Genomic DNA, 18,932 nt, shown 5'->3' with positions numbered 1-18,932 from the left:
ATGGTGTCCACTTAAATCAGGTGGACACCATCGCCTTTGGCGTCGGGGTCAGGAAGGTGTGTTGGCCGGACGCATACTGAGCGCGTCTCGGCCTTCTAAGCGCAAGCCGCTTTTACCCGCATCGGTGTATATCTTGTTTATTTCCAGAGCGTGAGTCGCTGCGTAAACGCGGATCGTATCGAGCTGATTCTCGGTCGAATATTGCTGATGCTCCGTAGACATGCGCACATACGCCGCCGCTAGGGCGGTGCTTGAAGCACTGCTAGTGTTATACGCGCCAATGAGATTTTGCATCGGCAAGTCCTCGATCTGTTTAGTCGCCGCTGAAGCAAGCAGGTAGGCGTGAACAGTGACTTCGTTTTGTAAAAAGTGGCTCTAATTAAGGTAGAAGACCGGGGAGGGAAAAATGTTCTCGAAAACGGGCAATTCTTTTCTGGCTCAACGGCAGTACGCAGCAGGCATTGCCAGGGCCCTGCATATGGAGCTCGGAGGAACGCATCAGGCGACGAAAACACTGATGAGGTGGACCAATGCAAATGAGAAAACGGTGAAGAACTGGATGGCTGGGAGCAACGGCCCCAGTGGGATGCACTTAGTGGCCTTGGTGAAGCATTCTGACCTGGCGTTGGCAGCTTTTCTTAGGATGGCTGGGAGGCCTCATGCGCTAACAGCTTCGGAGCTACCAGCGCTTAGGCAGAAGCTGCAGACGGTAATTGAAGGAATAGACTCTTATCTTCGTGTTGTAGATGCGGTGCTAGAGTAGATCGGGAGCAGTATCGAATATGGAACCGTTAGTGAGTGCTAACGCCATCCGGTTCCTGGGCTATATTGAAGCCGAGCACCATCAAGGCGTTGAATCATTTCGCCTACTATCCATGGTGACTCATCGTTAGCAACGGCAGCGTGATAATCCGCATGTTCACCATGATCTACGAGCCCTGCCTCATGTCGAAGTGCTTGGCGCAACGTGAAGATTGATCAAGAATCGTGGCGTCCAATCCGACCCGTCCATCACGCACCAATGATAGAGCGGTAGCGGCCAGGGCGGTCTTTTCATCAATAATCGAGTACATGACTGTTCCCGTCGCCTGATCTTCCAGGCTGGTTAGTACGACTTTCCTGGCTATGCTCCCGAATTTCCGCACTCGATTGCTTTGTCACCCGAGGTCGCAGTTGAAACCCAGATCCGGCCGTAAGCGTCAGGACGCTCGAACCGGATTTTCGGATGCCTTCGTGATACTCAGGAACGCGTATCGTCGCGGCGACGACTAGCCTCGACGTTGAGTTGGCCCCAGGGCTTGGTGCAAATCAGCGATCAAGTCCTCAATCGCCTCAATTCCTACCGACAGACGAATCATTTCGGGCTTCACGCCAGCCTTTGCTTGTTCCTGCTGGTTCATTTGCCGATGGGTAGTGGAAGCCGGATGGCAGGCAAGAGACTTGGCGTCACCGATGTTGACCAGTCGCTTGAAGATTTGCAGAGCATCATAGAAGCGCACGCCTGCGTCATAGCCGCCCTTCAAACCAAACGATAGGATCGCCGACGGTTTCCCCTGCATGTATTTTTGTGCCAGTGCGTGATGAGGATGGTCCGGGAGACCGGCGTAGCTGACCCATTCCACTTCAGCATGGCTCTGCAGGAATTGCGCAACTTTCAGGGCGTTGTCGGTGTGACGCTCCATGCGCAGCGCGAGCGTTTCCAGGCCTTGCAGCAGCAGGAACGCGTTCATGGGTGCCAGTGCCGCGCCGGTGTTGCGCAATGGCACTGTGCGGGCGCGCGCGATGAAGGCGGCGGGCCCGAACTTCTCGGTATAAATCACGTCATGGTACGCCGGCTCGGGCTGGTTAAGGCTGGGGAATTTTTCCGGGTATTGGGTCCAGGGGAAGTTGCCGCTGTCGATGATCACACCGCCTAGGGAGTTGCCGTGTCCGCCGACATACTTGGTCACGGAATGCACAACGATATCGGCCCCAAACTGAATCGGCTTGCAGAGGATTGGCGTAGCCACCGTGTTGTCGACCATCAGCGGTACGCCGCGGGTGTGAGCAGCTTCAGCCAGGGCTTCGAGGTCAATGATGTTACCCGCCGGGTTGCCGATGCTTTCGCAGTACACCAGCTTGGTGTTGTCGTCGATCAGTTCGGCGATAGCCTCGGCAGAGTCATCTCGGGCAAAACGCACATCCACGCCAAAGCTTGGCAGCAGGTGGGCGAATAGAGTGTAGGTGCCGCCATAGAGTTGTGGGGTAGTGACGATATTGTCACCTGCGCGGGTTAACGTTTGGATCGCATAATGGATTGCCGCGCTGCCGGCCGATACGGCCAGCCCTGCCACGCCGCCTTCGAGGGCGGCCATCCTTTGTTCCAGCACATCATTGGTGGGGTTCATGATTCTGGTGTAGATATTGCCCGGCACGTCCAGGTTGAATAGGTCGGCGCCGTGTTGGGCGTTATCGAATTCGAAGGCAACATTCTGATAAATAGGCACTGCGACAGCCTTGGTGGTCGGGTCCGACTTGAAGCCATGGTGCAGCGCGATGGTGGCGTCTTTCATGATTGGTTTTGATCCCTTTAAATTATTCCGGATTTTGCGGCACGAAGATTTTGTCGAAGTCCATTATGCCGATCTTCGAGCTCTGTGACCTGGTAAGTCCAAATTTGCTGAGGGGGGTTGCCCCCCAAACGCTGCGCGCAGAATATATGTGAAGACGTTCCGCCATTACTGGTGATCACGCGTTCGCGACATGACATTAAACGCAGATCAGACAGCAAGCAATCTCCAGACGCGACCCTATTATCGAAGAAGGGCCGCAAGATGGCGAACCTAATAGCCAATTTCAGTGCTATCAAGTCGTCATCATGACTTTGCCGGAAGGTGCCGATGGCTTGGTTTCTGCGAATGTTTAAGGATCGTCTTGGATTCATGCGTGAGTGCATATCAAATCTGGGGCCACGTACGACCCGTGAGTACAGGCGCAATTCGGAAGGCTTTGGATTTTGTTTTGTGACATTGCCTTCTCAGAGCCCCGGAGCAGTCTTACCCTTCAGTGCTAAAGGTTTTTTCAAAGTAAAGTTTCGAACATCTGGAGGCTAATAATGTTAGAAGGGACTGCAATGATTCAGAGGAAAAGTGATTATGCATTGAGGCTGCGTCAATCCAGGTGAATTTTATGATCCAGACGTTGAGGTTTGTACTTTGTGTGAGAGCGTACTCAACGCATTGTGGCGAAACCCTTTTAATATTTTTTAGTAAGGATAAGATCTCCATGTGCAGGTTGTTATCCATTTTTGCTTGCAGCTCGATTGTATTGATTGCCAGTTTGGACATGGGCGAAGTCTCTGACGCTGAACATGAAGGGGGGTATTCAAGCGTGTTAACTATACGGGGTAGATGCTGAGTTTTATCTCCAAGTCTTAGTCCCTGTCACTCTGAAAGGCTATTTTGAGGTGGGATTAATTTAAAGAAGATTTATCATGAGAAAATGACAAAATATTGATCATGTCCGCCAGATTTTGGTGAATATCGCTTCAAGGCGATCAAGCCATTTAGCTTTTTGCTGTTCATAGGTGAGATGACGCTCAGGATTGGGGAAGGCGTTTTTGCCAAAAAACATCGCTGCGTTGTGGGCGTTGGCAATGTTATTTGGTCGATTTGAAGCGTGCGCGATGCTCCTTGGGGGTGATGCCAAAATTCTTCACAAACCTTCTGATGAGGGTTGATTCACTGCCCAGCCCGCAGCGCTGGGCGATGGTTTTGAGTGGGTTATTTGAATTTGTAAGCATATCGCGGGCCGCGTCTAGTCGGAGCAGTTCCACCATTTTGCTTGGTGATTTTTCCATTGATTCCGAGTATTTACGTACGAAGGTTCTTTCGCTCATGTTCATGAAGTTTGCGAGCACTGGTACTGTTAAGTCGGTGCTTAGGTTTTCATTAATCCATGCATGCAAATCTGAGAACTGACTGCTCTTCGATTGCAAGGTTAGGGAAGAGCTGAATTGATTCTGATCTCCAGGGCGTTTGAGAAACATTACCAGGTGTCGAGCAACCTCCAGCGCAACGGAGTGTCCCAAATCTTTCTCGACGATCGATAATGCTAGATCAATTCCTGATGTAACACCTGCTGATGTCCATATGTGCTCATCATTAATAAATATTGGGCCTCGTTTAATTATTATTGATGGAAAGTTTCTCTCCAGTTCGTCGTACGCCGACCAGTGAGTGGTTGCTCTTCGTCCGTCAAGTTTTCCGGCACAGGCTAGTGCGAATATGCCAGTGCAAACAGAAATCAGGCGCTCGGCTTTGTCTGCATGGTTTATAAAGTGCGTGACAAATTTCGGGTCTTTACAAAAATCATGTATGCCTGGTCCACCGGGTATAATTAAGGTATGTGGCGAAGAGGTTTCTGCTTGCAGAATTTCAGTGTTTATTGAGAAATTTGAGCATATCTCAGTGGTTGGATTTAACGCTAAAATAGAAATCGTATACGGTTGGTGATCGGGGCGGGAGAAGCGGTTGGCTGCCGTGAACACGTCGAGAGGCCCCGCCAAGTCAAGCAAACTTATGTTCGGGTAGGTGATGAACTGTATGGATTTAGGGCGCATAAACAGCTACTCCAAGAGGCAACGTCTGGACACGTTTACTGACGACTTACTGAGTAATTTTGAGTACTAGACCGTCCCCTCGCAATAGATATCTATACATCTTTTCGAAAAATCGTCATGAGCTTTTGATGGACGGATCTGCCTGAGCGCTAAAACAAGGAGTTGACCTACCTTGAATGCAGATTGAGAAGTTGCTGCCCGGCGGCGATAGGTGTGACATTTAGCTCGGCAACGGCTGCAGAAAAGCTTCGACATCGTGCTACGGCTTGGAGAGTTCGCAACGCATAAGGTCCTGGGGATTACACCGCATTGCTAGTCGGTGCGGCTTGGCAGGGCGTCATTACTTAGGGAAAGAGAGATCATTGTAACGAGCAGCGGCTGAGTCGCAGGTGTGGGCTCACCTATAAGCTCGTACCCGACCTCTCTGATACCGAAGCAGCTTGACCTCAACCGTTAGGTTTCATGGTCTGATCAAAGCTCTTTGGCCTCTACTTCCTTCGTTTCAGCGATGTGCCTCATCGCTTGCCAACCATGCGTACCGCCGCCGCCAGCGCGAAGGGCTGTTGCTACCATAATTACCTCAGCTACATCTTGTTTCGATGCTCCAGCACTCACAGCGAGCAACAACACGGAGGCGCCGGGCTGGAAGGTGGCTTCGACGACTCGGCGTTTAAAGTCGAGCGGGAAGTTGGGGCGGCGACCGGTTCGACGAGCTGGGGCAACTGTATTCAAGATAGTATCCACTAAAAAATGGTGTCCCCTATCTTGGCTAATTTAGAGGGCTGTCAGGATAGAGTGTTGGGCGGACGGTTCCGAGACATGGCCCACGCACGGCGCAAGTTCTTCGATCTGCATATGACCAATCAGAGCCGGGTGGCCGCTGAGGCCTTGCGAGGGATCGCCGAGCTTTACGAGATTAAAGGGCGCGGCCGGGGAACTCGACACAAAACATCAGCAACAACTGCGCGGTCAAAAAACAGAACCCAAGTGGCAATCGCTGTACGACGTTGCTGTCGATTCGCCAATGCACTCGGACGTCAGGGACAGTGCCGCACGATTGTGTATGAAGGTTGAATATCTCCCTGGCAGCCGATTGTATTGGCTCTGTCGCCCCTGCTTTTCATGAGATGGTTAGCCTGCTGAACAAACCTATCTTGGCGTACTGCCGGACTGGGAACCGCTCAAACAAGCTGTTCGAGCAGTGTATCGTGGGCGAATGGCCCAGGCTTTCCCAATACTCCTGCTTTCATATTTTGGATGAAAGTCGATTGGCATCAGATGTCAACGACTCTGTCATCCACTGACAAGCCGCGGGCTTCGTCACTGATTACTTTGCTTGCTAGGAGGCTCGGGTTGCGAGGTAGGAGATCTCTGCCAAATCCAGGCCTAACAAGCAGATCGAAAAAGAACGGCATCAGAGAAGTCGCGTTGATGGCTACAGTCAGAACTGAGCTATTTCCTGCCCGGGCGGCTATGACGGTCATTCTTATGACTAGTAGCCCCCAATTAAGAGCTTGCACATTGCATTGAGTCCTGCGCGTTGCTCGGCAATCAGTAGCGGCTTGAGCTGGTACTCGGCGAAAGCACGGGTATCTACAGGTCATTAGAACAAAAAACTGGAGGCTCAAGTATGAAGGTTGAACGTTACGCCCATTGCAGCCATTGGGGAGCCTACTCAATTCTCGTCCAAAATAACGAAATTGTTGGGATCGAGCCATTTGAACATGATCCTGCGCCTTCGCCGATTATCGACTCCGTTCGCGAATGGGCACGTTCAGATCGACGTATCACGCAACCTATGGTCCGTTCTGGTTGGCTTCAGAGCCGGGAAAAAAGTGATCGATCCAGGCGGGGTGAAGACCAGTTCATACCGGTGACTTGGGAAGAAGTCACCAATTTAGTGGCCGATGAAATTAATCGGGTGTCCTCAAACTATGGTAACGAAGCAATTTTTGCCGGTTCCTATGGGTGGACAAGTTGTGGCCGGCTTCATCATGCCCCGTCTTTGCTCAAGCGTATGCTGAACCTGGTAGGGGGCTACACCGGCCATGTGGATACCTACTCAATTGCAGCAGGACCCACAATACTTAGGCATGTCCTTGGAGAAAATTGGAATACCTGCATCCCGCGCGTGGGTGATAACCCGCAGCGCATTTGCGGCAGCGTGTTCGATGTCGGTTAGAGGCAATTTGCCAGTGGGCAGGTATTCGTTTTGTAGATCAACTACTACAAGACCTCGGTTCATGAACGATCTCCAGTCAAATGAACAACGTGATGATGTTTCTTGGGCCGAGCTGTTTGCGTGAGTCAATCAGCGTCAATGGCGGCCCAATAAATCAGAACTCCAGTGAAGCGCCGTCTTCCGGAATCGCTACACGGTTCTCAATACCGTGCTTTTTGACATAGGTGCGCAGTTCTTCACGAGTCAGGGACATGTGATTGATTGCATCCATGTGTACGGCGACGATCTTCGCGTATTTCGCAGCCTGAGCGGCGCGTAGAACATCTTCCTCACCCATGATGATCGACCCCTCATATCCGGTCATCATTGCCTTGCCTGCATTCAGTACGATCACTTCGGGGTGATACTTCTCAATGGTCTGGTCTACCTCTTTACGCCAGACCGTGTCACCGGCAAGGTAAAGGGTCTTGTAGCCTGGCGCTTGAAAGACCACCCCCATGGCTTCACCTAACGGCTTTGCCAGGGCTGGCACGGCATACATTTCATCTGTGCCATGTTGACCACCGGTTTTCGTAATTCTGACGCCGCCGAATTCAGCGTCGCCTTCCAGGACGCGCACATTCTTGAAGCCTTGTGAACGAATCAGCTTCGCATCGTCCTCATGTTGAGTGAATAAAGGGATGTCTTTAGGTAGGGCTTTTTGCGCGGCGTCGTCCCAGTGATCAAGGTGCGTGTGAGTGACGATCACTGCGTCGACGCCGGCGATAACCTCAGAAGGTGACTCGGTCAGATCAACCAATGGATTTCGAAGGTTACTGCGGTAGGTATTTTCAAATCCTGGGTAAGCGCCCTTTTTGGCGAGCATCGGATCGATCAGGAATGTCGTTTCACCGTAGGTGATTTTGGACGTCGCGTTACGAACTTGCTGTAGATCCATTTTAGGGGACGCGTCAGGTGCCGTTGGGGCATTTGTGCCCGCGAATGCCGACGTGGTCGCGGCTGCGCAAGCCATGCTTAGTGCAAAGCGAAGCGTTTTAAAACTCATGAATTCAGTCTCCAGTTGGTACCTCAAGGCTTCATTCTTGCTGAATGCTTTCAAGACTGACAGTGGCCTGAATGACATATTTCGATATAATCGGGCCAATCAGTTTTTCGTTTCCAGAACGGAAAGAGGGGGAGGCGACAGCTCAATTCAGCCTCTGCCAAGCATTTAACCGAGGGCGCGCGCCCAGATACCTGCGAGCGTAACGACAAGCCCATTGGGCCAAACCGAGGCTACCTGATGCATTCCATACGTGTTGCTGTCTTGGCTTTTGATGGCGTAAGCCTGTTCCATCTTTCTGTACCCGGGATGGTGTTGGGGGCAACTCAGTCCGCGCCTGGCGAACCTCATTACGAGATCAAATACTGCGCAGAGACGCCGGGAATGGTGGCAAGCGATCAAGGCCTCGGTTTAGAGGTCACTCAGGGCCTGGAATTGATGGCGGCATCTGACCTGATCATCATCCCGGCGTGGGGGGATCAATCGGTTTTTGCATCTACCGAACTGGTGGCAGCGCTTCAACTCGCCAATTCCGAAGGAAAGCTCATCGTTGGGTTGTGTCTAGGCGCATTTGTGCTCGGAGATGCCGGGCTACTTGATGGCAAGGAAGCAACCACTCATTGGACCGCCCGAGACGAGTTTGCGCGACGTTTCCCAAATGTTCGTTTCAGGCCAGAGGTGCTCTATGTCAGCGCTGAGAATATCGTGACGTCAGCAGGAACCGTGGCGGCAATCGATTGTTGCCTTCATTTGGTACGCGAACGACTTGGAGCCGAGGCCGCGAATCGCACCGCGAAAATGCTGGTCACTCCGCCACATAGGCAGGGGGGGCAAGCTCAATACATAGAATATCCTGTGCCGCATCTATCTAGAGAGACGCATTTGTCTGATGTACTGGAGTGGGCTCGGATGAATCTCTCCAATGATCTGACGCTCGACGTGTTGGCAGACATGGCGAAGATGAGTCGGCGCACTTTCACACGACGCTTCAGGGAGGCTACTGGCAGCACCGTCTCTAAATGGTTGAATGCCCAGCGCGTTGTCAGAGCGCAGGAGCTGTTGGAAACGACTGACCTACCCATTGAGTGTGTAGCGGGTGAAGCAGGTTTTGGCACCCCCTTATCCTTGAGGCAACAATTTGGCGCTCAGCTCGGCACCTCGCCTTCTGAGTACAGGCGAATGTTTTTTCGTGAAATGAGCCCGGTCCGAAAGACGAGCGACAGTGAGCACACTGCCGAACTGTCTAGCTAATGACTGAAACCGAAAAGCTTCAGTCATTATCGCCCCTAGAAATCCACGGTCACTCCGGTATAAAACGCGCGACCATCACCTGGCGAGTGCAGGGATGCCTGAGCACCGTCCGGGTCGTACCAGACGTATTCGTAATATCGGTTTGTGAGGTTCTTCAGTTGCAGATCGACGCTCACTGACCGCGTTACCTTGTAGGTTGCGCCAAGGTTCATCAGCACGTAGCCGCCATAAGTTCCCTTCGTGTTTTCCCGTTCAAGGTAGTAGTTAGTCTGACCGTTCATCCAGGCAGTCAGCTGTAATGCAGGTGTCGCGTCATAGCTGATGCCGGCGTTGTACAGGTGATGTGGGATATGGTCGATTTCCTGACCTTTGCTATTAGGCAGAGTGGCGCTCGGCTGGAGGATTTTCGAATACTGCCAGGAGTACGCCATCCATATTTCGGTACGATCGTTCGGGTGCAGGTTCATCTGCAAGTCATAACCCCACCGCCGAGTTTCACCGACGTTGTCTGACTCGCCACTGGGGTCGTTCAGCCGGCGACTGACTTCCCCCGAGGCCTCTTGCTGCCAATAGGCGACGCGTCCATCCACCCAGTCAGCCGGGGTGAACTTTATGCCTGTTTCCCAGCCCTCGTTGATCGAAGGGGCTAGGTCAGTATCTCTGGGTGGAATCTTGTAAGCCGCCGCCCCGGTGCCCACTTGAAAGGTACGCCCCCAGTTCGCATAGAAGCTGGCAACGTCCCACGGAGAATAGACAACGCTGAACTTTGGCTGCTTGATCAGCCCGTAGTCGTTGATGTCGTAGTCTGTGCCGGTCATTTCGTTAGTGAAGTCGCCCTGGATCTTGTCGACCCGATACGCCGGTACGATCTTAAGTGATTCGAAAGGTTTGATTTCGGCCTGGATGTAAGCGCCGTAGGTGTCGAAGTCGAACTGCTGGTCGCGGGTGGTAGCTAGACGTGAGCGGTCTCTGGTGCGATATCGCTCACTTTTGTTTTGCTGCTGCTGTACGTCTGCACCACCTTCGAGGGCGAAATCGTAGAGCCAGCTGACTTCAGGTCGCCAGGTCAGGGAGGTGAGTGCGCCATATTGCGTCTCGTAGGCGTCGCGTTCCTGCTGAGCGCTTGTACTCCAGTATTGCGTCCAGCGCCTGTCATCGAAGGTGTTGACGTAGGCCTTCGCTGACCAGGCGAGGGTATCAGCCAAGTCTGTATCGAAATGCAGACTGACCTGGTTCATACGACGCGTACCCTTGTCAGTAGCGTTGAAGCTGTTGGTCATTTCCGGATGATGACGTGCATCTTCTTCAGCTAGATAACCTGGCTCCTGAGCCTCTGTTTCGTAGTGACGAGCAATAAGGCCGATACGGTAGCTGTCATCATCCGGCGTGTAGAACCATTTGCCCGACATCGAAAATTTGTCGGCCTCGGCGTGTTTGCGGTAGCCATCGGCTTTCTGATAAGCGAAGAAATAGTTCTGCGTCCAGTTGCTACCTTCGATGCCTTTGGCGAGTTGTGTTTCCTGAGTATTGAAGCTGCCATACCGCAGTCGCGCTTTGGTGTAATCACCCCCGGTGCGGGTGATCATATTGACGTTGCCAGCAATGTTGTTCAGGCCATAACGCGCATCGCTGGTGCCACGCACCACCTCGATGGCGTCCAATTCCATGGGAAAAATCATGTCCATGTACGGCATGTTGCCGTCATTGCTGTTGCTCGGGATGCCGTCGATCAGCAATTTGACCGCATTCACTTCGCCTTCGCCGTTGAAGCCGCGGAACGAGATTTTGCCCGAGGTTGTGCCTTGGTTGAACTCAGTCAGCATCACTCCTGGTGCGCGGCTGAACAGCTCCCAACTGTAGTTGACCGGCATCTTTTCAAGGATGTCAGCACCCAGAATATCAACTGAGCTAAGTACACCACTTGTGCTTAAAGGGTCGCTTGCCGAGCCCTGAATGCTGACCGCACCCAGGGTCAGGGTTGAATTTTCGATCTTGCTGGCTTCAGCTAATGCCACTGACAGCGGGCTCAACGCCAGCATGCCTATTGAAAACAGGGGCCATAGGGGACGAGACACAGACAAGGCCTTTGCTGGGCGCAAAGTAGTTGAAGCAGGCATAGCACGCACTTCCTGATGATCAAGAAACTTTTAGGGCGTTCAGCGTCCGTCGCAGGTCGCTAAAAGAATTTAAAGAGGGCAGCACCGCAGGTTTTAAGCGGTGTTGTGATCAGGCGAAAGGAGAGGCGCGTGGACTTAGACTGGGCCAACGAATCCTTGGATGCAGCGTCGGTAGTTCAGAATTTTCGAGGGCGGTATCGGGTGTGTATTGCGGTAGGAAATGGCGATAGTAGTCAGAGGGTAATGCTGCCAATCCTGCATGCCCACAGCAGCAGTCGCCGTGTTGCATGACAGGTTTCGATTGGGGTGACTGCAAGGCATCAATCACCTTGCCAAGATCTTTAGGAACGGCACTCGAGTTCCCGCCCGAACAGAACCCGCCCCAAAGCATCAGGTTCACGTCTGGCGTCTGCATCGCACGGCTCAGCGGCATGGCGAACATGTTCAGCAAGACGGCCAGGCATGCAATCCAGGGACGGATGTGTTTCAACGAACTCATAACTGAAATCGCCGCGAAGGGGCGGCTATTTAGCCCGCTTTATAGAGTGAAGTAAATTTTTCCTGGGTGCGCTATTTCGCCACAGGTCATATTGGATTGCAGGGGAGATGTCTGCGTCCAAACAAGACGCCTGCACCAACTGGTAAACTCGCTCATCAACTTGTTGGATGATGGCTATGTCTCTACGCGCACTTCGAACACTGCTTGCCATTGCCCAACACGGTTCTTTCGTCAGAGCAGCGGACGCGGTGCATCTCACCCAATCAGCTGTCAGCCTTCATGTTCGGTCTTTGGAGGAGGATTTCAATACACGCCTGTTTGACCGCTCACGACGGTTGCCGGTGCTGACGGATGCAGGCCATATTGCCGTTGAGCGCGCGCGAGAAATTCTAGCCTTATACGACGGGATCTCCTCCGAGATTGGAGGCGACACTGAGTTGCGCGGCAGGCTCAGAATCGGTGCCATTCATACAGCGCTGGCGAGCGTCTTGCCCCTCGCGTTGTCGGCAATGCGTGCTGAGCATCCTCACCTGCGCATCACTGTTGCGTCGGGAATGTCCGCTGAGTTGGCCACGCGCGTGGAGGCGGGCGAGCTTGACGTTGCGATCACCACGGAGCCGGTGAAGCCACACCCTTATGGCCTGGCAAGCACGGTACTTTACGAGGAAGGGTTCTGGATCATCGCGCCGGTGTCTCATGCGCATGAGGACTTGAAGCTTCTACTCAAAAGCCAGCCGTTCATTCGATTTGATCGTCGCGCCTGGGCAGGTCGTACCATTGAGCGAGAGCTTCGCGCTATGCGGCTGCGTGTGCAGACCAGCATGGAACTGGATAGCCAGGATGCGATTATCCAGATGGTCTCAAGCGGACTGGGCGTATCCATCATTCCGCTTTCCGAACATCAAGTCGTAAGCATGACGACACTGGCCGTCGAGCCGTTCGGCATGCCTCAAAAAACCAGGCGCGTGGTATTGCTGGAGCGCGAAGATCGTCCGCTTGGGCGACTGGCGGCAGCCCTGGCGAACGCGTTGAAAGCGCATGTCTTGCACGATAAACCATGAGAAATACTTGTTGATTGCTGAAGTTTAAAACGTTTTTATTTTGGAGTCCGACCTCTTATTGTGGCCCTCATTCAAGTGAGTTCTTGAGGGCCCCATGATCACTGGACCTGCCGTAGACATGCCGCTGATGAGCCGGCCGATTGTGAGATGTGAACCGTCGGTACAAAAAACCAAGGCACGCGTATGACCCTTTCCTTGTTGACTGCCTTGCTGCCCATCGCGCTACTGATCGTGCTGGGTGCGTGGCTCAAGCGTCGGCAATTTCTGACGGATACTTTTTGGGCGCAGGCAGAGCGCTTGGCGTATTACGTGTTGCTGCCTTCTCTTTTCTTTCACGGATTGGCGACCGCCAACCTTGATGGCGTGCCCTTTCAAAGCATGGTTTCGGTGCTCGTATTCTCGACTGCGGTGGTATCGTTGATGCTGTTGGGCGCGAAGTCGCTGATCACCATCGACGATGCTGCGTTCACTTCGGTTTTTCAGGGGGGGATACGTTTCAATAATTACGTAGGCGTGTCGGCAGCCGCGGGCTTGTTCGGTGTGCAGGGTATAGCCCTGGCAGCGGTCGCGAACGCGGCCATAGTGCCCAGCGTGAACATTCTGTGCGTAATGGTATTCGCGAAGTACGGGTCAGCCGGCAGGATGCCATTTAGCAAAGTCCTAAAGCAGTTGGCATTGAACCCACTGATACTCGCGTGCTTCGCCGGCGGATTGGTCCAGGTCTCGGGCTGGGGACTGCCTGTCGGTATTGAGCCGATGCTCAAGGCCTTGGGACAAGCGTCACTGCCGCTCGGATTGCTCTGTGTTGGTGCTGCGCTTGAGTTCGGAAGCATAAAGCAATGGTTTCGCCCGGTGGGTTACTCGTCGCTGACCAAGTTTTTAATCATGCCACTGGTTACGCTTTTGGCGTGCCACCTATTCGAACTTGAAGGAAAGGCCGCGGTTGCAGCACTTCTATTCCAGGCACTGCCCACAGCCTCATCCTCCTACATCATGGCAAGGCAATTAGGGGGAGACGCCCCCCTTATGGCTGGGATCATCGCTTGCCAGACCATGCTGGCAGGATTAGCACTTCCAGCGGTTATCCTCGTGATGGCCCAGTGGGTTTGAGTGTCAAGTATTTACAAACATTGAGTAAAGTAAGACCGACAAGAAAGCGCCTCTGGTTCGTTCGAGTGTGTCAGGTGTTACTCATTGACAAACGAGAAATGAGCTGACCACTTCAGGAAACTTTGCATCTGCCCTCCCTCGAACACCGTATTCCTGTTTGGAAAACGACTTTTGCTGCCGCGACACCGGGTCGAGTTATGAAGCGAGAACATGAGTTGGTGCCGGGCGGCCAAACCCTTCGGGTTGATCGCCTTCACGCGTTAGGCACAGCCCATAATGCGCTGTGCCTAACACAGTTTCATGAGTATTCGATAATCTGCTGGCTACGTAACATATTGAACCTCGCAAAGCCTTCTTCGAGATCGGAGATAAGATCAGATGGATCTTCAAGACCGATATGAAGCCGCACCAGGTGCCCGTCGACTTCCCAAGAGGTCGCACTTCTGACGGGTTTGGGGTCGGCAATCATCGCCAAGCTTTCAAAACCACCCCAAGAGTAACCAATTGAAAACAACGATAGGCTATCCAAAAGTGCATCTGCCGCGACTTGTGTTGAAGGTTTGGTCACGAAGGAGAGTAAACCGGACGCTCCTTTAAAATCCCTCTTCCATAACTGGTGCTGAGGGTGAGATTCTAATGCAGGATAATAAACCGCTTTCACCTCCTCGCGTGTCTCCAACCACTTGGCGACAATCGTAGCATTTCTGTAATGACGCTCCAGTCGAACATCAAGTGTTCTCATGCCCCGGAGCGCCAGCGTCACGTCATCTGGACTCGCAAATAAGCCCATGCTGAAATGGAATCGTTTGAGGCTGTCCCACGCGCGCTTGGAGGCGGATACGGTGCCAAGAACCGCATCGGAGTGACCGACGATATATTTCGTAGCTGCCATGATGGACAGATCAACACCAAGTTCCAATGAAGGAAAGTAAAGCGGTGTGCCCCAAGTGTTGTCTGCAATAACTAGGATGTCATGATCATGTGCAACCTTGACTATAGCAGGGAGGTCTTGTATTTCCAAAGTCAAGGAGCCAGGAGATTCGGTATAGATCGCCTTAGTGTTCGGCTTGAGCAAGTCAACGATTCCGGCTCCTATTGTCGGATCGTAAAACGAGACCTCAATCCCCAGCCGTTGACCCACCTGCTCACAAAAAGCCCTTATCGGCGAATACACATTGTCGGCAACTAGCAGATGATCCCCAGTTCCCACGACAGACAGTATGGCAGTCGTGCATGCCGAGAGCCCTGAAGGACAAAGAACCGTGCCTTCCGCTCCCTCCAACTGCTGGAGAGCCTGAGTCAATGCCTCTGTCGAAGGGTTATTCCACCGGCCATACGAATATTTTTGGCGACCCTCGCGCATCGATTCCGATGTAGGAAAAGCTACGGTGGAGCCCCGGTAAACCGGTGTATTCACGAAACCATGATGCTGATTGGGGTTGATAGAAGCATGGGCGAGCAGGGTTTGCACGGTTTTATATTTTTTCATACAGGCTGCCATTTCTTGAGTAGTGGGGGGCGTGTCGTTGCGCGTGTCGCTGAGATTAAAGTACTAAATTTATTAAATGTCTACCATTTGGTTTGCGTTTAGTAAAAACTCCTTTATAAACAGATGGTTATCCTTAGATTATAAAATCTGTTGCATGGCTACCGAGTAGATGGTAGGTTTTTAGTGCCTGATGGTTTCGGCCTTTTTCGACCGAAATGTGATGCTTATGGCGCGCTAGGACATTTCTAGAGCGAGGCCTAATAACCGTAATGGTGAAGGCGCGGTGCGCTCTCTTTCTTCTCTTTGAAGCTGGGGAGGAAAGACTTAAGTTTGCAAGGGATAAGAAAAATAACTGCAAATTAATTGTTTGGGTGACACATGAAAAAGAAAAACGTACAGCCCGTTCCAGCCGTTCAGTGTGAAAACGAATTGAGAGACAGATCAACCTGGCTTGACTCTCATGAAAGTGGCTACTCAAAACACCTAAAAAAACGCCATGTGCAGATGATGGCACTCGGCGGAGCTATCGGCACTGGGTTGTTCTTGGGAGCAGGGGCCAGGCTTCAAATTGCCGGGCCTGCACTTGCGGTGGTGTATTTAGTGTGTGGGGTTTTCGCCTTTTTCATACTAAGAGCATTGGGTGAACTGGTTATGCACCGCCCTAGCAGCGGGAGTTTTGTATCTTATACTAGAGAGTTTATGGGGGAGCGCGCCTCGTTTGTAGCGGGCTGGATGTACTTCTTGGTTTGGGCACTAACGGGTGTAGTTGACATAACAGCGATTGCGATATACATGAAATACTGGAGCGTTTTTTCGGACGTCCCACAGTGGATATTCGCGCTTAGCGCCTTGGGCGTTGTGACATTGATGAACATGGTTGGTGTCAAATGGTTTGGTGAAATGGAGTTTTGGTTTGCTGTTATTAAGGTGGCAGCTATCAGCATTTTTTTGATTGTCGGCTCGTTCTTTTTTGCAACTGGCCACGAGGTGGCGGGGCACATCCCGGGTCTGCATTTGATCTCGGATAATGGAGGTGTTTTTCCCCATGGCTTTCTGCCGGCGATTATTATCGTGCAAGGCGTAATTTTTGCTTATGCGAGTATAGAATTGGTGGGAACCGCTGCTGGTGAGACGGCAGATGCTAAAAGGGTCATCCCTAAAGCAATCAATGGCGTGGTTTGGAGAATAGGCCTTTTTTACGTAGGCTCGGTATTCTTGTTAGTCACTGTATTGCCGTGGACGGCCTACAGCGCTAATGTCAGCCCTTTCGTGACGTTCTTTGAAGCGCTCGGCATTCCTGGAATTGGCTCCGTTATGAATATCGTTGTAATGACTGCCGCACTCTCTAGTCTGAACTCAGGCTTGTACGCAACGGGGCGGGTACTGAGATCGCTAGCCATGGGAGGATCTGCCCCAAAGATGTTTAAACGTATGAGCACCCAAGGGGTTCCTTATATGGGGATCTTAGTGACAATGGGGATCAATGTATTTGGCGTGCTATTGAATTTTCTAATTCCGTCCCAGCTATTTGAGCTGCTGCTTAATCTAGTTTCTCTGGGGATCCTTTCCACTTGGGCATTCATTGTACTTTCTCAAATAATGTACCGTCGTGCGGTGAAGAGAGGTGAAGCCGAGATGGTCTCGTTTAGAATGCCTGGTGCTCCGTTTACCTCTTGGCTGACCCTGGGTTTCTTGCTCGTAGTGCTGGTGCTATTGGGTTTCGATTATCCTAATGGAACATATACTGTTTTATCTATACCGTTAGTCGCTGGAGCTCTAATGCTGGGTTGGGCAAAGGCCGTCCGTTCCAAAGCTGTACGCTCGGAAAAAATAGAGGGCAGTTCGAGCCATGTAGGAGTATAGCTTAATGCCGATGAGAGCGCGGTTTATGACGTGCTTTCATCGCTTTAAGTTGAATCGTTGCTGTAAAGCAGTTAATATGCGTATGTCAATAATGCAAGGTAAGATTTATGAGTACTCGTTCTGACCTTTTAACCACTGCCGAGCTGTTGCTGCGTACCAAAGGGTACGCTGCATTTAGCTATGCCGATTTGGCTGACGAAATTGGTATAAAAAAGGCGAGTATTCATCATCACTTTCCTACAAAGGAAGGGCTTGGAATTGCCGTTATTGATAGCTATCTTTTTAGGTTTGTGAAGAGTCTAGAATTGATAAATGAAGAGAGTTCCGACACGATTGTTCGGTTGAGGGAGTTTTCTAAGCTGTTTATTGATAGCTCAAAAAATGGAATGCTACCCTTATGTGGTGCGCTCGCTGCCGAACTTTCTGCTCTGCCGGACAGTCTTAAGGATTTGACTAGGAGGTTTTTTGAAATCCATATTGCTTGGTTGGAAAATAATCTCGCATTGGGTCAATCTGAAAAGGTTATAAAGGCGGATCTCAATCCCAGAACAGTTTCACGGGCGATATTGAGCTTGCTTGAGGGTAGCAGTTTTGTATCTTGGGCGCTCAATGATACAGTTGTTGATCAGTCTGGGTTTGATTTGATATTGAATAATATTGTCGTTTCGTAATATAAACTGAGAATCAGGTTGCCAAAATCAGTAGGAAGCCTTTCACGTTGTGTTTGCCCATCTTATTAGGTGGGCTTCATATTTCTCCCCCCCCCCCTTTTTTTTTCAGTCCACCGCTACAGCTGATCTAATCCCACAAATAGGATTTCGGTTCGCGCACACCTTCCAAGCGTTTCTCCGCCTGTCAGATCGGACAGGCGGTACTTCGCCATGAGCTACGTTTAATCAGGGATAGGAGCTGATCGCACCGTTAGCACGTGGGAGGTGGGGTACCAAGTCAAAGAATTTTATTGCTAGCAAACCTACTAATAGGTAGGATTGCTGTGCTTAACATTTATTCGGCCAAAAAATGCGGTTAATAGAGGATTTTTTAATGACTACTAATCTGAATGGAATTGATGTCGTGGCTCTGCAGCAGTTTGCTCAAGGTGTTGCGGAGGATGCGAATAAGCGTCACGCGAGCTTCAACGTCAATACCCAGTGGAAAGGCCAGACGCGCTCTGTGGCGAAAGTCAGCCGTTACAGCTTAGCCGGTGAAACCTATTCGCGTGATTTCGAAATCGTCGCCGATGAGCCAATTGAACTGTTAGGTCAGGACTCGGCGCCAAATCCTCAAGAGCTGCTGATGGCCGCGCTGAACGCCTGTATGGCGGTAGGTTACGCAGCTAACGCAGCCATGATGGGCATTAAAATCCACAGTCTGGAAATTGAGACCGACGGCACTCTCGATTTGCGTGGTTTTCTGGGCATCGACGAGAGCGTAAACCCAGGGTACGACCAAGTGCGGGTCGTAATCCGTCTTCACACCGATGCACCTCTTGAGCGTGTAGAAGAACTGCACAAAAATGTAATTAAAACATCAGTTAATTACGCGAATTTCTCCAAAGCCATCCGCATGGTGCCAACCCTCGAGGTTCGTGAGGACTGATAATCATCAGATCTTTCATCTTTACAACCTTGAGAGCGCCAGTAGGCAAGGCCTACTGGCGTTGCTACATTTGCTATTGTAATTGAGCGCGTTGCTTTTTGCTGTTAAACGGTTTTTAA

General features: G+C 51.6%; 13 protein-coding genes and 5 pseudogenes. 8 read left to right on the top strand and 10 right to left on the bottom strand.

The genetic code is table 11. The features are described 5' to 3' along the window. Positions 1-78: 78 nt before the first annotated feature. The 5 genes and pseudogenes from ACWNZ1_RS07695 to ACWNZ1_RS07675 all read right to left on the bottom strand — a co-directional run. A pseudogene (locus tag ACWNZ1_RS07695) lies at positions 79-294 on the bottom strand (recombinase family protein); the annotation flags it as partial. A 510-nt stretch (positions 295-804) separates the two neighbouring features. After that, positions 805-1,073 (bottom strand): annotated as a pseudogene (locus ACWNZ1_RS07690) (serine hydrolase); the annotation flags it as partial. A 195-nt stretch (positions 1,074-1,268) separates the two neighbouring features. Continuing rightward, positions 1,269-2,552, bottom strand: a complete 1,284-nt coding sequence (locus tag ACWNZ1_RS07685) for an O-acetylhomoserine aminocarboxypropyltransferase/cysteine synthase family protein (RefSeq protein WP_053121566.1) — start codon at positions 2,550-2,552, stop codon at positions 1,269-1,271. 1,085 nt (positions 2,553-3,637) lie between these two features. After that, positions 3,638-4,600 carry a GlxA family transcriptional regulator gene (locus tag ACWNZ1_RS07680; RefSeq protein WP_039011312.1) on the bottom strand — a complete coding sequence of 321 codons (963 nt, stop codon included), beginning with the start codon at positions 4,598-4,600 and terminating at the stop codon, positions 3,638-3,640. 167 nt (positions 4,601-4,767) lie between these two features. Next, positions 4,768-4,881, bottom strand: a complete 114-nt coding sequence (locus ACWNZ1_RS07675) for a helix-turn-helix domain-containing protein (protein WP_145902449.1) — start codon at positions 4,879-4,881, stop codon at positions 4,768-4,770. Positions 4,882-5,422: 541 nt separating this feature from the next. Between ACWNZ1_RS07675 and ACWNZ1_RS07670 the strand changes: the two are divergent. Together ACWNZ1_RS07670 and ACWNZ1_RS07665 are read left to right on the top strand one after the other, a co-directional pair. After that, positions 5,423-5,674 (top strand): annotated as a pseudogene (locus ACWNZ1_RS07670) (IS66 family transposase); the annotation flags it as partial. 556 nt (positions 5,675-6,230) lie between these two features. Then, a pseudogene (locus ACWNZ1_RS07665) lies at positions 6,231-6,662 on the top strand (molybdopterin-dependent oxidoreductase); the annotation flags it as partial. A gap of 42 nt (positions 6,663-6,704) precedes the next feature. On the opposite strand, the pseudogene ACWNZ1_RS07660 reads toward ACWNZ1_RS07665, so the two are convergent. Next, positions 6,705-6,845: pseudogene (locus ACWNZ1_RS07660) on the bottom strand (isochorismatase family protein); the annotation flags it as partial. Between the two features lie 91 nt (positions 6,846-6,936). Continuing rightward, on the bottom strand, positions 6,937-7,827 hold the full coding sequence (locus ACWNZ1_RS07655; protein WP_039012782.1) for an MBL fold metallo-hydrolase: 891 nt from the start codon (positions 7,825-7,827) through the stop codon (positions 6,937-6,939). 237 nt (positions 7,828-8,064) lie between these two features. On the opposite strand from ACWNZ1_RS07655, the gene ACWNZ1_RS07650 reads away from it, so the two are divergent. Continuing rightward, positions 8,065-9,075: a GlxA family transcriptional regulator gene (locus ACWNZ1_RS07650; protein ID WP_041020831.1), complete on the top strand. Its 1,011-nt coding sequence runs from the start codon at positions 8,065-8,067 to the stop codon at positions 9,073-9,075. Between the two features lie 35 nt (positions 9,076-9,110). Here the strand turns inward: ACWNZ1_RS07650 and ACWNZ1_RS07645 are convergent, their stop codons facing one another. Further along, positions 9,111-11,114, bottom strand: a complete 2,004-nt coding sequence (locus ACWNZ1_RS07645) for a TonB-dependent receptor (RefSeq protein ID WP_039011331.1) — start codon at positions 11,112-11,114, stop codon at positions 9,111-9,113. 187 nt (positions 11,115-11,301) lie between these two features. Further along, the gene (locus ACWNZ1_RS07640) at positions 11,302-11,691 is read right to left on the bottom strand and encodes a DUF2946 domain-containing protein (protein ID WP_080766460.1); all 390 of its coding nucleotides are present in this window, start codon (positions 11,689-11,691) and stop codon (positions 11,302-11,304) included. Positions 11,692-11,867: 176 nt separating this feature from the next. Between ACWNZ1_RS07640 and ACWNZ1_RS07635 the strand changes: the two genes are divergently transcribed. Both ACWNZ1_RS07635 and ACWNZ1_RS07630 read left to right on the top strand, forming a co-directional pair. Then, positions 11,868-12,752, top strand: coding sequence for a LysR family transcriptional regulator (locus ACWNZ1_RS07635; protein ID WP_041020834.1), 885 nt, complete (start codon positions 11,868-11,870; stop codon positions 12,750-12,752). Positions 12,753-12,935: 183 nt separating this feature from the next. Further along, on the top strand, positions 12,936-13,862 hold the full coding sequence (locus ACWNZ1_RS07630) for an AEC family transporter (protein WP_039011336.1): 927 nt from the start codon (positions 12,936-12,938) through the stop codon (positions 13,860-13,862). 298 nt (positions 13,863-14,160) lie between these two features. On the opposite strand, the gene metC is transcribed toward ACWNZ1_RS07630, so the two are convergent. After that, positions 14,161-15,351 carry a cystathionine beta-lyase gene (gene metC, locus ACWNZ1_RS07625; protein ID WP_039011338.1) on the bottom strand — a complete coding sequence of 397 codons (1,191 nt, stop codon included), beginning with the start codon at positions 15,349-15,351 and terminating at the stop codon, positions 14,161-14,163. A gap of 378 nt (positions 15,352-15,729) precedes the next feature. On the opposite strand from metC, the gene ACWNZ1_RS07620 reads away from it, so the two are divergent. The 3 genes from ACWNZ1_RS07620 (at position 15,730) to ACWNZ1_RS07610 (ending at position 18,813) form a co-directional block, all read left to right on the top strand. After that, positions 15,730-17,214, top strand: coding sequence for an amino acid permease (locus ACWNZ1_RS07620; RefSeq protein WP_039011340.1), 1,485 nt, complete (start codon positions 15,730-15,732; stop codon positions 17,212-17,214). Positions 17,215-17,321: 107 nt separating this feature from the next. Continuing rightward, complete coding sequence (locus ACWNZ1_RS07615; RefSeq protein ID WP_039011342.1) at positions 17,322-17,885, top strand: TetR/AcrR family transcriptional regulator; 564 nt, start codon at positions 17,322-17,324, stop codon at positions 17,883-17,885. A gap of 373 nt (positions 17,886-18,258) precedes the next feature. After that, entirely contained in the window at positions 18,259-18,813 is a 555-nt protein-coding gene (locus ACWNZ1_RS07610; RefSeq protein WP_039011344.1) for an OsmC family protein, read from the top strand. Positions 18,814-18,932: the final 119 nt, after the last annotated feature.

It is taken from the genome of Pseudomonas sp. CFBP 5748 (genome assembly GCF_053850495.1).
The sequence above is the reverse complement of the archived record's forward strand: the minus strand, read 5'-3'. Positions and strand labels throughout refer to the sequence as shown.